We start from the raw sequence: 14452 nt of genomic DNA, 5'->3' as shown, positions 1-14452 counted from the left end.
CGCCCCCCCCTACCCGAACGCCCGCCCCATCGCCCCCTCCACCAGCCCCACCGCCTCCTCCAGGCCCCCGGCCGGCGCCACCCCCGTACGCAGCGCCTCGGCCAAATCCCTCCCCGCCACCGCCACTTGGTCCGCGACCGCGAAGGCCCCCGCGTCCGGCATCACGCGCGGCTCGGCGTCGGGGGTCTCGGCGAGCTGGGAGCGGGTCGACAATTCCCTGGCCAGGGACAGGCCTTCGGCGGCGGCGCCGCGGCGCAGACGGCTTTCGGGGGCGGCGCGGAGGCGGTCGGCGAAGCGGTCCACGGCGGCGAGGAGCGGGGTCACATCAAGCACGCCGCGACCCTACGCGCCGCCCCGGGACTGTTGCCAATACGCGAACGCTCAGGCACGGTGACGTGAAGGACTTCCCCCGGGTTCTCGGCTCCGCCCGAGCAGGGGGGACCCCCAGCGCAATGCGTCCGGAGGCGCCGATGTCCCAAGTCTTCTTCGAAGAAACCCATCGCAACCTGCTCTCCCGCATCCCCCATTGCACCGGTCGTGAAGTCTCCGACTGGCTTCGCACCGTCGACGAAGGCCCTTCCCTCGTACGTTTCGAGGAGAAGGTCAGCTGGCTCCGGAGCGAGCACGATCTCGCCTACGGTCACGCCAAGGCGATCATCCATGAGTACGACCTGAGGCGGGCCGCGCGCCGCCTGCTCTAGGAAGGGACCCTTACGCTCCGCCCCGCCGGTCCGACCCCCGGCGGGGCGCAGTGCCGTCCCGGGCACCACGGACCAACGCGAAGGGCCCGCCCGGCTCTCGCCGGACGGGCCCCTCGTCACTGCGTCACGGGCGTCAGTCGTCGCCCTGGAGGATCGCCACCAGTCGCAGCATCTCCAGGTAGATCCAGACCAGCGACATGGTCAGGCCGAAGGCCGCCAGCCACGACTCCTCGCGCGGGGCGCCGTACGTGATGCCGTCCTCGATCTGCTTGAAGTCAAGCGTCAGGAAGAAGCAGCCGATCAGGATGGCCAGCACGCCGACCGCGAAGCCGAGCGGGCCGAAGCTGCGCAGACCGCCGCCGTCGGCGCCGCCGAAGGCGACCACCAGCAGGTTCACCATCATCACCAGGACGAAGGCGATGGCGATGGTCATACCGATGCGCGCGTACCGCGCGGTCACGCGGACCCAGCGCTGCTTGTACGCGAAGAGCGTCGCGCCGGAGACCGCCAGGGTGCCCAGGACCGCCTGGAAGGGCGCGCCGGACCAGCGCTCGTTGAACATCTCGCTGATCACGCCGAGGAAGACGCCCTCGAACGCCGCGTAACCGATGATCAGCGCGGGGACGGGCTTCGCCTTGAACGACTGGATCATCGCGAGGACGAACGCCACCAGGGAGGCGCCGATCGCGAGCCCGTAGCTGGTCGAGGAGACCGGCAGCAGGGTCCAGGCGAGGGCCGCGCCCGCGGCCACCACGCCCAGCGTGATCGCGGTCCGCGAGACGACGTCGTCCATCGTCATCACGTTGCCGCGGGCCGGGGCCTGGGGGGCGCCGTACTGCGTGTCCTGCTGGGCGTAAGGATTCGTCGCGTACGGGTTCGTCGCGGACGGGCTCGTCGGTGCCTGCGCGTACGGGTTGCCCCCGGCCTGCGGCGCGGTGTTGAAGCCCGCGTAGCCGTTGTCGCGGCTGAACCCCCGTCGCGAGAAGACCGGGTTGCTGCTCCTCATCTCACTCCTCCATGGCCGCCGAGCGCGGCCTTGCCGTCAAGGGTAATGGGCAAGCAAAACAATCACCCTAGTGCTCTGGGAGGATCTTTCCTCGCCAGGCGAGACATACACCAGGGGCCTCGCGGTCACAAGAGTGCCACGGGAGACAACGGGAGACACGGACGGGCATCGTCCGGGAGCCGCGGGCGGGCCGGGCGGGGTGTCCGGGGCGGAGGAGGGAGGCGGGCGGGGCGGGCGGGGTGTCCGGGGCGGAGGAGGGAGGCGGGGCGGGGCCGCCCGGCGGGCGCGTGCGGGAACTGTTTACCCACGCGTCACTCATTCGCCGGTAATCCGGCCGCATCGGCCGTTCCGCAGTCGTTCCGCGGTCGTTCTGTGCACCGAATTATCGGTTCTTCCACCTCTCCCCGGAGGGGGCGAGAGGTGCCCGGAGCCGGACTTGAACCGGCACGGCCCTAGGGCCAGCGAGGTTTAAGCTCGCCGTGTCTGCATTCCACCATCCGGGCTGGTCGCGCGGTTCCTACGTTCGCCCGAAGAGCCTATCGGGACGGCTCCCCCACCCGGCGGAACGATGGCCGATGTTGTCTTATTTTATTGGCGCTTGAGGGAGCGTCAGCCCGGGCCGAAACGGTTGCGGCACATGCCGCAGGCGGTTGGCAGGCATACCGGTCAGCCGGACTGTGCGTAACGGAATGACGCGAATTCGACTCCTGCTCCCCGGCCCGCCCGCGCGGCCGCGGGGGGCAGGGCCGTCTCGGGGGCGGTGTCATACCGGAGGAGGAGGCGAGCGGCGCTCGTATAAGACTCAAGAGGGCCGGGGAACGGGCACAGGGACTGACGATCCGGGGGTCCGGCTGCGTTGAGGATGGAGGAGTCCCCGCACCACGTCCGACAGGAGTCCTCCGTGACCACCATCCCCACCGCACACCGCGCCACCGCGGTGGCCGCCCGCGCCACCGAGCTGTCGAAGGTCTACGGGGCGGGCGAGACCCAGGTGGTCGCGCTCGACCGGGTGACGGTCGACTTCCACCAGGGCGAGTTCACCGCGATCATGGGCCCGTCGGGCTCCGGCAAGTCCACGCTGATGCACTGCGTGGCCGGGCTCGACTCGTTCAGCTCCGGGTCGGTCCGCATAGGCGAGACCGAGCTCGGCTCGCTCAAGGACAAGCAGCTCACCCAGCTGCGCCGGGACAAGATCGGCTTCATCTTCCAGGCGTTCAACCTGCTGCCGACGCTGACCGCGGCCGAGAACATCACGCTGCCGATGGACATCGCGGGCCGCAAGCCGAACAAGCAGTGGCTGGACCAGGTCATCGACATGGTGGGTCTTTCCGGGCGCCTCTCGCACCGGCCCACCCAGCTCTCCGGCGGCCAGCAGCAGCGCGTGGCCGTGGCCCGCGCCCTGGCCTCCCAGCCCGAGATCATCTTCGGTGACGAGCCGACCGGAAACCTGGACTCGCGCTCGGGCGCCGAGGTCCTGGGCTTCCTGCGCAACTCGGTGCGCGAGCTCGGCCAGACCGTGGTCATGGTCACCCACGACCCGGTCGCCGCGTCGTACGCGGACCGCGTGATCTTCCTGGCCGACGGCCGCGTCGTCGACGAGATGCTCCACCCGAGCGCCGACGGCGTGCTCGACCGCATGAAGGAGTTCGACGCGAAGGGCCGTACGAGCTGATCCGCGGGCCCACCGGCCCCAGCCACCCGCCCCCTGCCGAATCCCTCCAGGCCGAACCCTCCAGGACTGAGAAAAGCCCCATGTTCAAAACCGCCCTGCGCAACGTGCTGGCGCACAAGGCCAGGCTGCTGATGACCGTGCTCGCCGTGATGCTCGGCGTGGCCTTCGTCTCCGGCACCCTCGTCTTCACCGACACCCTCAAGAGCGCCTTCAAGAACCAGTCCGCCAAGAGCTACGACAACGTGGCCGTCGCCGTCACCTCGTACGGCAGCGGCGACGACAAGCAGGACCCCGGCGTCAGCAGGCAGACCGTCAAGAAGATCGAGGCCCTGGACGGGGTCGCCTCCGTCAACGGGCGCGTCGACGGGTTCGCCGGGGTGGCCGACCGGCACGGCAAGCTGATCGGCCAGGGCTGGGCCAACAAGGGCGGGAACTACTCCCCCGGCAAGGACGGCAAGGACCCGGCCTACACCTTCACCAACGGCTCCGGGCCGGTCCAGGACGGGCAGATCGCGCTCGACGAGGACACCGCGTCCAAGGGCAAGTACAAGACCGGCGACCGGGTGCGGGTGGCCACCAACGGGCCGGTGAAGACGTACACGCTCTCGGGTGTCTTCACCACCGAGGACGGCGGGGTCAACGCGGGCGGCAGCCTCGTCCTGTTCGACACCAGGGTCGCCCAGCAGCTCTACCTCAAGCCGGGCTTCTTCCAGAACGTCAACATCTCCGCCACCCCCGGCGCCGACGCCCAGAAGATCCTCTCCGAGGTCACCCCGCTGATCCCCGAGCACGCCACGGCCAGGACCGGCCAGGCGCTCGCGGACCAGGAGGCGAAGGACATCGAGGAGGGTCTCAGCGCGCTCAACCAGACGCTGCTCGCCTTCGCCGCCATCGCGCTCTTCGTCGGCATCTTCCTGATCTCCAACACCTTCACCATGCTGGTCGCCCAGCGCACCAAGGAGCTGGCCCTGATGCGCGCGGTGGGCGCCTCGCGCTCCCAGGTGCGGCGCTCGGTGCTCACCGAGGCGCTGGTGGTCGGCGTGACCGCGTCCGCGATCGGCTTCGGCCTGGGCATCGGCCTGGCGGCCGGGCTGCGCTCCGCGATGTCGTCGTTCGGCATGAAGATCCCGGGCGGCTCCCTGATCATCTCGGCCACCCCGGTGATCGCGGCGCTCGCGGTCGGCGTCCTGGTCACCCTGATCGCCGCCCTGCTGCCCGCCTGGCGCGCCGCGAAGATCCCGCCGGTGGCGGCGATGAACAGCGTGCACCTGGCCGCCACCACCAAGTCCCTGGTCGTACGGAACACGATCGGCGCGATCATCACCCTGCTCGGCGCAGGTGCGGTCCTGTCGGGCGCCGCGACGGGCAAGGACGGCAAGACCATGATCGCCCTGGGCGCGTTCCTGGCGCTGGTCGGCATCATCGTCCTGATCCCGCTGCTCTCCCGCCCGGTCATCGCGCTGGTCCGCCCGGCGCTGGCCAAGATGTTCGGCGTCTCCGGCAAGCTGGCCAGCCAGAACGCGGTGCGCAACCCGCGCCGCACCGGCGCCACCGCCTCCGCGCTCGCCATCGGCCTCACCCTGGTCACCGGTCTTTCGGTGCTCGGCATCACGCTGGGCAAGGCCATCGACAAGACGACGACGGACAACATCAAGGCCGACTACATGGTCCAGATGGCGGACCGGGGCGACCTGGACAAGTCCGTGGTGCCGGAGCTGCGCAAGGCCCCGGGCGTCGCGGCGGTCTCGCCGCAGCAGTCCTCGAACATCAAGCTCGACGGCGAGTTCCGGAACGTCTCCGGTGTGACGCCGGGCGACATCGAGAAGGTGCTGCGCGTCGAGGCGCTCTCCGGCTCGCTCGCCGCCCTGGGCAAGGGCCAGATCGCGGTCGACGACAAGACCGCGGAGAAGCACGGCTGGAAGGCCGGCACCAGGCTGCCGGCCGAGTTCGACGACAAGAAGAAGACGACCCTCACCGTGGGCGCGGTCTTCAAGAAGCAGGACTTCCTCTCCTCGGTGCTCGCCCCGACCTCGATGCTCGACCCGCACGAGACCCGCCCGTACATCCGGGAGGTCTACGTGAAGATGGACGGCGGGGCCACCGCGGCCAATGAGCAGGCGCTGGTCAACGCCCTCGGCGACAACCCGGCGATCAGCTTCATGGACCAGAAGGACATCCGCGACGAGTTCGGCGGCATGATCAACACGCTTCTGAACATCATGTACGGGCTGCTCGCGATGGCGCTGATCATCGCGGTCCTGGGTGTCGTCAACACCCTGGCCATGTCGGTCTTCGAGCGCCAGCAGGAGATCGGGATGCTGCGGGCGATCGGCCTGGAGCGCGGCAAGGTCAAGCGCATGATCCGCCTGGAGGCGATCGTCATCTCGCTCTTCGGCGCGGTGATCGGCGTGGGGCTCGGCACCTTCCTGGCCTGGGCCATCGGCCAGACCATCAAGGGCTCCATCCCGCAGTACGCGCTGGTGATCCCGTGGGACCGGATCGGGCTCTTCCTGGTCCTGGCGGGCCTGGTGGGCGTGCTGGCCTCGCTCTGGCCGGCCCGCAGCGCCGCCCGGCTGAACATGCTGACGGCGATCAAGACGGAGTAGTCCCCGCGTTCGGACATACGCGAAGGGCCGGATCCCCTGGTGGGGGCCCGGCCCTTCGCGCGTGTACGCGTCAGCTGCCCGCGCAGTACGACATCAGCTGGTCGTGGTTGGCCTTGAACTGGTCGTAGACCGCGTCGTCGTTGATCTTCAGGATGGTCTCGTCGTTGGAGCGCAGCGCCTGCCACGAGTAGTTGTGGCTGCCGGTCCAGACGACCTTCTCGTTGGCGACGCCCTCGTACGTACCGTTCACCAGCAGGTACTTGGAGTGGATGCCGATGTTGACCGTGTGCCCGGCGGGCGGGGTCTCGAAGCACTCCACGCGCTGGGTGAGCTGCCCGTAGAGGATCGACTCGACGGTCTTGCCCATCGACGGGAGGCCCGTGCCGCCGCCGTTGGGGTTGGCGTCGGCCGCCAGGTACACCTTGCAGCCCGCGTCCACCATCGCGGCGAGCTTGGTGGCGATCTGGTCGCGGTAGAAGAGGTTGGCCGCCATCCGCACCTCGGAGTGCTGGGTGGAGGAGCAGGTGACCTTGTCGAGGATCAGCTTGACCGTGTCGGTGGCCGGGTCCGTCGAGTAGGTGGTGCCGGACGTCTCCTTGCGGGGGAAGAAGTACGTCTTGTAGTCCGGGTCGGTCGAACTGACCGGCGTCGAGTAGTAGTTGTTGTCACCGGCGCCCGAGGAGCCGTTCGCCACCTGGTCGTTGAAGTACGCCTGGTAGTTGGCGTAGAGACCGGCGTCGACCAGCGTCACGGCGTTGTTGAAGAGGTCAGTGCGCTGGGTGCCCGACATGTTGGCCGAGGTCTGCACGACGACGTTGTCCGCCCCTCCCGTGTGGGAGAAGAGGAAGAACTTGTTGTGGTTGATCGAGCCGTCGTCGTCGGAGTTGAGCTTGCGGTTGGCGATGCAGCCGCGGCCCTGCGGGCAGGACAGGATCCAGGACGCCTTGGTGCGGTCGGTGCCGAGCGCCGCGGCCAGGTTCTCGTACTCGCCGCCCTTGGTCAGCTCGGTGCCGTCGGGCTTGAAGTTGTGCGACTTGTAGTCGACGACGAGCTTCACGGCGACGCCGCGGTCCTTCGCGGCGATCAGCGCGGTGCGCAGGACGTCGTCGGTGAAGGTGTACATCGACATCTGGACGGTGCTGCCCGCGGGGGCGTCGTTGACCAGCGAGACGACGTGGTCGCGGATCTTGTCCTGCTCGGCGGTGGTGCCGGAGGGGTCGTTGAAGATCGCCCCGTTGGCGACCGTGACGGTGTCGGCGGTGGCCGCGCCCGGCGCGGCGAAGGCGGACATCAGGGCGACTGCCATACCCAGCAGCCAGGTTGTGCGGTGGCGGTGCACACGAACTCCACATGTGGCATATGCATGACAATTCGGACGCCGGGATCGCCGCCCGGTTGCCGAACGTATCATTCCGCCTGCGGGCCGCAGGGGGGCCGGTCACAGCCCCGCGCCCCTGAAGAGCGCCCCGAAGGAGCGCGTTTACGGGGCGCTCCCCCAACTCCGCGCCCGCAGCGGCATCCCAGAGGCGCCGCCCTCCGGCGTCTTCACCGCCAGGACCTGGTTCACCCCGATCCGGTTGCGCTCGAAGGACAGCGCGGAGGCGGCCATGTAGAGCCGCCAGACCCGGGCCCGGCCCGGGCTGGTCAGCCTCACCGCCCGCTCCCAGCCCGCCTCCAGATTGGCCACCCACTGACGCAGGGTCAGCGCGTAGTGCTCGCGGATGGCCTCCACGTCACGCGCCTCGAACCCGGCGTCCTCCAGCGTCGACAGCGTCCGCCCGAGCGGCGCCAGCTCCCCGTCGGGGAAGACGTACGCGTCGATGAACTCGTCCACGTGGTACGCCGTCTCGTCCCCCTCGGGACGCCGGGCGATCTGGTGGTTGAGCAGCCGTCCGCCGTCCTTCAGCAGGGCGTACAGGTCGTCCGCGTACTCCCGGTAGCGCTCGGAGCCGACGTGCTCGGCCATCCCGATCGAGGAGATGGCGTCGTACGGACCGTCCCGCACGTCCCGGTAGTCCTGCACCCGGATCTCGATCCGGTCGGCCAGGCCCTCCTCGGCGATGCGCTTGCGGGCGTAGGCGGCCTGTTCGGCGCTGAGCGTGATGCCGACGGCATGGGCGCCGTGGTGGCGGGCCGCGTGCAGGGCGAGCGAGCCCCAGCCGCACCCGACGTCGAGCAGCCGGTCGCCCTCCCCGAGGCCCAGCTTGCGGCAGATCAGCTCCAGCTTGTCGCGCTGGGCCTCCTCCAGGGTGGCGTCGGGGCGCTCCCAGTAGGCGCACGAGTAGACCATCGACGGGCCGAGGACCAGCTCGTAGAAGGCGTTGCCCACGTCGTAGTGGTGGCTGACGGCCTGCTTGTCGCGGTGCTTGGTGTGCAGCCGGCCGGTGCGGCGGCGCAGCTCCTCGGCGGGCGGGGCGGGCGGCGGCAGGGGGCGCGCGAGCCGCAGCAGCTCCCGGGCTGCGGCCCGCAGCCCCGGGTCGCGTACGGGATGGACCGCGTCCTTGGGTTCGCCGCCGCGGTCCCAGATCAGCCCGGCGATCAGGTCCAGGGCCAGATAGAGGTCCCCCTCGATGTCGAGCTCGCCGGCCACCCAGGCGCGCGCCAGGCCCAGTTCGCCCGGCTTCCACAGCAGTCTGCGCAGGGCGCGGCGGTGGCGCAGCACGACCACCGGGGCGCCCGGCGGGCCTGCCTCGCTGCCGTCCCAGGCGCGGACGCGGACCGGAAGGTCCTCGCCCAGGAGCTTGCCGGCGAGAGCGGTCAGCCGCGTCGCGGCGTCGGCCATGGCGCACACCTCCGTGAAGTCGACCCCCACCTGCCCAGCACCCCCGGACAAGATTGCCCCGGGCACCGGCCATCCCGCTACAGCGCCACGGGCGTACATCGGCGGCGCGAAGGTGACGGCGGCGGGTGACGGCTTCCGCGTGGAGCGCACGCCGAAGGGGCCGCCCGCACCACGGATGGCGGACGGCCCCTTCGGGGTGTTGCTGGGGGTGACCGAGGTCAGGAGGCCTTGGCCTTCTCCTCGACCTTGTCCTTCGCGGCCGGGGCCGGAGCGGGCTTGGCCGCCTCGTAGAACTCCTCGCGCGGCGACTCCATGGCGCCGAGCGAGACGACCTCGCGCTTCAGGAACATGGCGAGGGTCCAGTCGGCGAAGACACGGATCTTGCGGTTCCAGGTGGGCACGGCGAGACCGTGGTAGCCACGGTGCATGTACCAGGCGAGACGGCCCTTGAGCTTGATCTTCATCTTGCCCATGACGATCATCGCGACGCCCTTGTGGAGGCCGAGGCCCGCCACCGCACCCTTGTTGGCGTGCGCGTACTCCTTCTGCGGGAAGCCCCGCATACCGGAGACCACGTTGTCGCCGAGGACCTTGGCCTGGCGCAGCGCGTGCTGGGCGTTCGGCGGGCACCAGGCGTTCTCCACGCCGGCCTTGCGGGCGGCGAGGTCCGGGACCTGGGCGTTGTCGCCGGCGGCCCAGATGTAGTCGGTGCCCTGGACCTGGAGGGTCGGGGCGGTGTCGACGTGGCCGCGCGGGCCGAGCGGCAGGCCGAAGCGGGCCAGCGCCGGGTTGGGCTTGACGCCCGCGGTCCACACGATGGTGTTGGAGTCGACCTCAAGGCCGTTCTTCAGCACCACGTGGCCGTCGACGCAGGAGTCCATGGAGGTCGAGAGGTAGATCTCGATGCCACGGCCCTCAAGGTGCTCCTTGCCCCACTTGCCGAGCTGCGGCCCGACCTCGGGGAGGATCTTGTCGGCGGCGTCGACCAGGACGAAGCGCATGTCCTCGCGCTTGACGTTGGTGTAGTACTTGGCCGCGTCGCGGGCCATGTCCTCGACCTCGCCGATCGTCTCGGCGCCGGCGAAGCCGCCACCCACGAAGACGAAGGTCAGCGCCTTGCGGCGGACGTCCTCGTCGGTCGTGGAGTCGGCCTTGTCCAACTGCTCCAGGACGTGGTTGCGCAGCCCGATGGCCTCCTCGACGCCCTTCATACCGATGCCCTGCTCGGCGAGGCCGGGGATCGGGAAGGTGCGGGAGACCGCGCCGAGGGCGACGACCAGGTAGTCGAAGGGCAGCTCGTAGGCCTCGCCGACGAGCGGCGCGACCGTGGCGACCTTGCGGTCCTGGTCGATGCTGGTGACGCGGCCGGTGAGCACCTCGGCTCCGCGCACAACGCGTCGCAGCGGGACGACGACGTGGCGCGGGGAGATGCTGCCTGCGGCGGCTTCGGGGAGGAAGGGCTGGTACGTCATGTACGACCGCGGGTCGACGACCGTGACGGTCGCCTCGGCGTAACGCATCTTCTTGAGAATGCGCCGTGCCGCGTACAGGCCTACGTACCCACCGCCTACGACGAGGATTCGGGGACGCTCCGTGGTGCTCATGCCATCGAGTATCCACCCCCCTGTGGGCCCCCGCTCGTGCGCCCCTTCACAAGGTCCGACGGGGCCTCTGCTACACTTCGCGGCCCACGTGACCCAGGTCATGGTGGCCGGAGGGAACCAAGGCGTAGGGGAGAACGTTGTTCACCCCTCCTGAACTGGCCCTCACACCGCTCCGCGGGCTAGACCACCGGGTCAGGACACATGGCCGTAACACACCGTCCAACCCCTGGATCGCGCGCTGTTGAGCCCCTGAACCTGCAGAAGAGAGGCCTACGGCCCCGAATCGAGGCCAACCGGCGGGTTTTCCTTGTGAAGAAGTTCACGAACTTTCTTGCGAGGGGTGGTCCGGAGGGCCCCTGGGAGGGCCTCCGGACCTCTTTTTACGCGATCGACCAGGCGATTCCGTCGAGGATGTCGTGCTCGCTGACCACGACCTCGCGGGCGCCCGTGCGTTCCATGACGGCCAGCAGGACCAGCGCGCCCGCGGCGATCACGTCGATGCGGCCCGGGTGCAGCACCAAGATCGCCGTGCGCTCGGCGTGGGTGGAGGCCAGGAGGCGGTCGGTGACCCGCTTGACCTCGTCGTGGGAGATACGGGAGTGGTGGATCGCCGCCGAGTCGTACGCGGACAGGCCGAGCGCGATGGCGGCGACCGTGGTCACCGAACCGGCCAGGCCCACCAGCGTGCGGGGCTCGCGCAGCGGCACCGTCTGCTCGGCGAGGTCCAGGGCCGCCTCGACGTCCGCCCTTATCGCCGCGATCTGCTCGGGCGTGGCCGGGTCGCCGGGGTGGTGGCGCTCGGTCATCCGGACGCAGCCGATGTCCACCGAGCGGGCCGCGCGCACGTGCTCCGAGCCGACCACGAACTCCGTCGAGCCGCCGCCGATGTCGACCACGAGGTAGTCGCCGCCGGAGTGGAGTTCCCTGGTGGCCCCGGTGAAGGAGAACTCGGCCTCCTGGTCGCCGGTGATCACCTCGGGCTCGACGCCCAGGATGTCCAGGACGCCCTGGACGAACTCGTCCCGGTTCTCGGCGTCGCGGGAGGCGGAGGTGGCGACGAAGCGGACGCGCTCGGCGCCGAACTCCTTGATGACCGCCGCGTACTCACGGCAGGCCGCGAAGGTGCGCTCCAGGGCCTCGGGGGCGAGGCGGCCGGTCCGGTCGACGCCCTGGCCGAGGCGGACGATCGTCATACGGCGGTCCAGGTCGACCAGTTCACCCGTCTCGGGGTCCGCGTCGGCGACCAGGAGGCGGATCGAGTTCGTACCGCAGTCGATGGCGGCGACCCGGGTCACTTCTCTCCCTCCCCGGGCACACAGGGGGTGACGCAGGGGCCCTTCGCCCACCACTCGGGCAGCATCGCGATCGCCTCGTCGCCCAGCGGGTTCACCCCGGGCCCGGCCGCCAGCGAGTGGCCGACCAGCACGTGCAGGCACTTCACCCGGTCCGGCATGCCGCCCGCGCTCGGGAAGCCCTCCAGGACCTCGATGGCGTCGCGGCGGGCGATGTAGTCCTCGTGGGCGGCGCGGTAGGCCGCGGCCAGCTCGGGGTCCGTCGCCAGACGCTCCGTCATCTCCTTCATGACCCCGTTGGCTTCGAGCGTGCCGATCGCCGACGCGGCCCGCGGGCAGCTCAGGTAGTACGTCGTCGGGAACGGCGTGCCGTCGGGCAGCCGGGGGGCCGTCTCGACCACGTCCGGGTTGCCGCACGGGCAGCGGTGCGCGATCGCGCGCAGTCCGCGCGGCGGGCGGCCCAGCTGCTCCTGGAAGGCGGCGATGTCCGCGTCGGTCGGCACGGTGCTGGGCGTCTGGGGCGGGGGCGTTTCCATCGCGGTTTCTGTCTCAGTCTCTGTCTGTCTGGATCTGTCGCTGTCTGGGCCCGGCGGCGGCGTCAGTTGCCGGGGCGGTCGGCCTTGTCCACGCCGTCCCAGAGGTTCTGGTGCCAGGGACGGCCGGTGGCGGCCTTGCCGTCGCGGCGGCCCTTGGCGGCCGACGGGTCGGCCACGGTGTAGCCGGTCTCGCCCGGAAACTGCATGTGCAGATGCTCACGGGCCAGCCGCTTGATGTACGCGTCGTCCTGGAGCCGCGCCTTCTCGTCGCGCAGCCGCTCGACCTGCGCGGCCGCGTCGTGCTCCTTGCGTCGCTGCTCGGCGATGTCGCCGCGCTGCGACACGTACTGGCGCATCGGGTACGCGAGGGCCACCACCAGCGAGCACATCACCAGGGCGAGCAGGGCGGCGCGCCCGGTGAGCCGGGAGCGGCGCGCCTGGCGCTTGGTCTGGGAGCGGTAGACCCGGGCCGCGGTCTGCTCGCCGAGCACCTTGAGCCGGGCCGCGGTGGAGAACCGGTCCCGGTTGCCCTTGGCCATGTCGCCCCGCTCCCCTCACGTACGTACAACGTCCCCGGACACGGTACGGGACCGCGGCCGGGGACGTACGTACGACAGGGCGGTCAGCCCATGTCAGGCCTGCTCAGCTGGTGGGCTGATCAGCCCTTGAAGCGCGGGAAGGCGCTGCGGCCCGCGTACACCGCCGCGTCGTCGAGGATCTCCTCGATGCGCAGCAGCTGGTTGTACTTGGCGACGCGGTCCGAGCGGGCCGGGGCGCCGGTCTTGATCTGGCCGCAGTTCACCGCGACGGCGAGGTCGGCGATGGTGACGTCCTCGGTCTCGCCGGAGCGGTGGGACATCATGCACTTGAAGCCGTTGCGCTGGGCCATCTCGACGGCGTCCAGGGTCTCGGTCAGCGAACCGATCTGGTTGACCTTGACGAGCAGGGCGTTCGCGGAGCCCTCCTCGATGCCGCGGGCCAGGCGCTCCGGGTTGGTGACGAAGAGGTCGTCGCCGACGATCTGGACCTTGGAGCCCAGCTTGTCGGTAAGGGTCTTCCAGCCGGCCCAGTCGTCCTCGTACAGCGGGTCCTCGATGGAGACCATCGGGTACGCGGAGACGAGCTCCTCGTAGTACTCGGTCATCTCGGCGGCCGAGCGGGACTGGCCCTCGAACTCGTACTTGCCGTCCTTGTAGAACTCGGACGCGGCGACGTCGAGCGCGAGCGCGATGTCCTTGCCCGGGGCGTAACCGGCCTCCTTGATGGCCTCCAGGATCAGGTCCAGGGCGGCGCGGTTGGAGTCCAGGTTCGGGGCGAAGCCGCCCTCGTCGCCGAGGCCGGTGGACAGGCCCTTGCGCTTCAGGACGGCCTTGAGGGTGTGGTAGACCTCGGCACCCCAGCGCAGCGCCTCGGAGAAGGACTCCGCGCCGATCGGGGCGATCATGAACTCCTGGATGTCGACGTTGGAGTCGGCGTGCGACCCACCGTTGAGGATGTTCATCATCGGAACGGGCAGCAGGTGCGCGTTCGGGCCGCCCAGGTAGCGGAACAGCGGCAGGTCGCTGGCCTCGGAGGCGGCGTGCGCGACGGCGAGCGAGACGCCGAGGATGGCGTTGGCGCCGAGCGAGCCCTTGTTGTCCGTGGCGTCCAGGTCGAACATCGCCTGGTCGATCAGGCGCTGCTCGGTGGCGTCGTAGCCGACGAGCTCCGGGCCGATCTGCTCGATGACGGCGAGGACGGCCTTCTCGACACCCTTGCCGCCGTAACGGTTGGGGTCACCGTCACGCAGCTCGATGGCTTCGAAGGCACCCGTGGAGGCGCCGGACGGGACGGCGGCACGACCGGTGCTGCCGTCGTCGAGGCCGACCTCGACCTCGACCGTGGGGTTGCCTCGGGAGTCCAGGATTTCCCGGGCTACGACGACGTCGATGGACGGCACGAGCATCTCCTTCTGGGATGTGACGCGAATACGCCGGGCCGCGTGGTCCGGCACCCCTGAGCCTAACCGCCTCCGGGGCATCCACCAGCCGACCGACCGGCCCGTGGGACGAAACGGGGGGCAAAATGTTCCCGAACAAAACAAAACGCGTCCCGGCGGGGCGGGAGGGTGCGGGGGACGCGCGTGGGGCCCGCCCCGCGGCCCGGCTTCAGCTGTCAGCTGAGTGGATCTCGGCGGGGCCCTGCGGGGCTGGCTGGTGTTTGTCCGCGGACCGTGCTGGGTTGCTCGCGCAGTTCCCCGCGCCCCTCATGCAT

Annotated in this window: 12 protein-coding genes and 1 tRNA gene; 3 read left to right on the top strand and 10 right to left on the bottom strand. The window is 70.1% G+C overall.

The window, feature by feature from the left end:
- Positions 1–9: 9 nt before the first annotated feature.
- Positions 10–333, bottom strand: a complete 324-nt coding sequence (locus ACFWA7_RS32250) for a hypothetical protein (RefSeq protein ID WP_385546271.1) — start codon at positions 331–333, stop codon at positions 10–12.
- A gap of 137 nt (positions 334–470) precedes the next feature.
- Here ACFWA7_RS32250 and ACFWA7_RS32245 point away from each other — a divergent pair, with 137 nt between their 5' ends.
- Positions 471–701 carry a DUF4287 domain-containing protein gene (locus ACFWA7_RS32245; protein WP_371653116.1) on the top strand — a complete coding sequence of 77 codons (231 nt, stop codon included), beginning with the start codon at positions 471–473 and terminating at the stop codon, positions 699–701.
- Positions 702–834: 133 nt separating this feature from the next.
- On the opposite strand, the gene ACFWA7_RS32240 is transcribed toward ACFWA7_RS32245, so the two are convergent.
- Both ACFWA7_RS32240 and ACFWA7_RS32235 read right to left on the bottom strand, forming a co-directional pair.
- Complete coding sequence (locus ACFWA7_RS32240) at positions 835–1707, bottom strand: Bax inhibitor-1/YccA family protein (protein WP_385546268.1); 873 nt, start codon at positions 1705–1707, stop codon at positions 835–837.
- Positions 1708–2128: 421 nt separating this feature from the next.
- Positions 2129–2210 (bottom strand) — tRNA-Leu (locus ACFWA7_RS32235).
- Positions 2211–2608: 398 nt separating this feature from the next.
- On the opposite strand from ACFWA7_RS32235, the gene ACFWA7_RS32230 reads away from it, so the two are divergent.
- Together ACFWA7_RS32230 and ACFWA7_RS32225 are read left to right on the top strand one after the other, a co-directional pair.
- The gene (locus ACFWA7_RS32230) at positions 2609–3379 is read left to right on the top strand and encodes an ABC transporter ATP-binding protein (protein WP_385546265.1); all 771 of its coding nucleotides are present in this window, start codon (positions 2609–2611) and stop codon (positions 3377–3379) included.
- An 80-nt stretch (positions 3380–3459) separates the two neighbouring features.
- Positions 3460–5985 (top strand): ABC transporter permease, encoded by a 2526-nt coding sequence (locus tag ACFWA7_RS32225; RefSeq protein WP_385546262.1) that lies wholly within the window; start codon positions 3460–3462, stop codon positions 5983–5985.
- 70 nt (positions 5986–6055) lie between these two features.
- On the opposite strand, the gene ACFWA7_RS32220 is transcribed toward ACFWA7_RS32225, so the two are convergent.
- The 7 genes from ACFWA7_RS32220 to eno form a co-directional block, all read right to left on the bottom strand.
- Positions 6056–7291: a phosphatidylserine/phosphatidylglycerophosphate/cardiolipin synthase family protein gene (locus ACFWA7_RS32220; protein ID WP_385826621.1), complete on the bottom strand. Its 1236-nt coding sequence runs from the start codon at positions 7289–7291 to the stop codon at positions 6056–6058.
- Positions 7292–7465: 174 nt separating this feature from the next.
- Positions 7466–8767, bottom strand: a complete 1302-nt coding sequence (locus ACFWA7_RS32215) for a class I SAM-dependent methyltransferase (protein WP_385546257.1) — start codon at positions 8765–8767, stop codon at positions 7466–7468.
- 218 nt (positions 8768–8985) lie between these two features.
- Positions 8986–10371, bottom strand: a complete 1386-nt coding sequence (locus tag ACFWA7_RS32210; protein WP_385546254.1) for an NAD(P)/FAD-dependent oxidoreductase — start codon at positions 10369–10371, stop codon at positions 8986–8988.
- A 380-nt stretch (positions 10372–10751) separates the two neighbouring features.
- On the bottom strand, positions 10752–11666 hold the full coding sequence (locus tag ACFWA7_RS32205; RefSeq protein ID WP_385546251.1) for an exopolyphosphatase: 915 nt from the start codon (positions 11664–11666) through the stop codon (positions 10752–10754).
- Positions 11663–12199 (bottom strand): DUF501 domain-containing protein, encoded by a 537-nt coding sequence (locus ACFWA7_RS32200; RefSeq protein ID WP_385546249.1) that lies wholly within the window; start codon positions 12197–12199, stop codon positions 11663–11665. The genes ACFWA7_RS32205 and ACFWA7_RS32200 overlap by 4 nt, the downstream gene beginning before the upstream one ends.
- A gap of 62 nt (positions 12200–12261) precedes the next feature.
- Positions 12262–12738 carry a septum formation initiator family protein gene (locus ACFWA7_RS32195; RefSeq protein WP_385546247.1) on the bottom strand — a complete coding sequence of 159 codons (477 nt, stop codon included), beginning with the start codon at positions 12736–12738 and terminating at the stop codon, positions 12262–12264.
- 119 nt (positions 12739–12857) lie between these two features.
- Positions 12858–14144, bottom strand: a complete 1287-nt coding sequence (eno, locus tag ACFWA7_RS32190; protein ID WP_385546244.1) for a phosphopyruvate hydratase — start codon at positions 14142–14144, stop codon at positions 12858–12860.
- Positions 14145–14452: the final 308 nt, after the last annotated feature.

The organism is Streptomyces sp. NPDC059994, assembly GCF_042737755.1.
Taxonomy (GTDB): Bacteria; Actinomycetota; Actinomycetes; order Streptomycetales; family Streptomycetaceae; genus Streptomyces.
The sequence above is the reverse complement of the archived record's forward strand: the minus strand, read 5'-3'. Positions and strand labels throughout refer to the sequence as shown.

Excerpts from the sequence above, each read along its gene's own strand:
- ACFWA7_RS32245 (WP_371653116.1), top strand. The coding sequence starts at position 471 with ATGTCCCAAGTCTTCTTCGAAGAAACCCATCGCAACCTGCTCTCCCGC.
- ACFWA7_RS32240 (WP_385546268.1), bottom strand. The coding sequence starts at position 1,707 with ATGAGGAGCAGCAACCCGGTCTTCTCGCGACGGGGGTTCAGCCGCGAC.
- ACFWA7_RS32225 (WP_385546262.1), top strand. The coding sequence starts at position 3,460 with ATGTTCAAAACCGCCCTGCGCAACGTGCTGGCGCACAAGGCCAGGCTG.
- ACFWA7_RS32220 (WP_385826621.1), bottom strand. The coding sequence starts at position 7,291 with ATGGCAGTCGCCCTGATGTCCGCCTTCGCCGCGCCGGGCGCGGCCACC.
- ACFWA7_RS32215 (WP_385546257.1), bottom strand. The coding sequence starts at position 8,767 with ATGGCCGACGCCGCGACGCGGCTGACCGCTCTCGCCGGCAAGCTCCTG.
- ACFWA7_RS32210 (WP_385546254.1), bottom strand. The coding sequence starts at position 10,371 with ATGAGCACCACGGAGCGTCCCCGAATCCTCGTCGTAGGCGGTGGGTAC.
- ACFWA7_RS32200 (WP_385546249.1), bottom strand. The coding sequence starts at position 12,199 with ATGGAAACGCCCCCGCCCCAGACGCCCAGCACCGTGCCGACCGACGCG.
- ACFWA7_RS32195 (WP_385546247.1), bottom strand. The coding sequence starts at position 12,738 with ATGGCCAAGGGCAACCGGGACCGGTTCTCCACCGCGGCCCGGCTCAAG.
- eno (WP_385546244.1), bottom strand. The coding sequence starts at position 14,144 with ATGCTCGTGCCGTCCATCGACGTCGTCGTAGCCCGGGAAATCCTGGAC.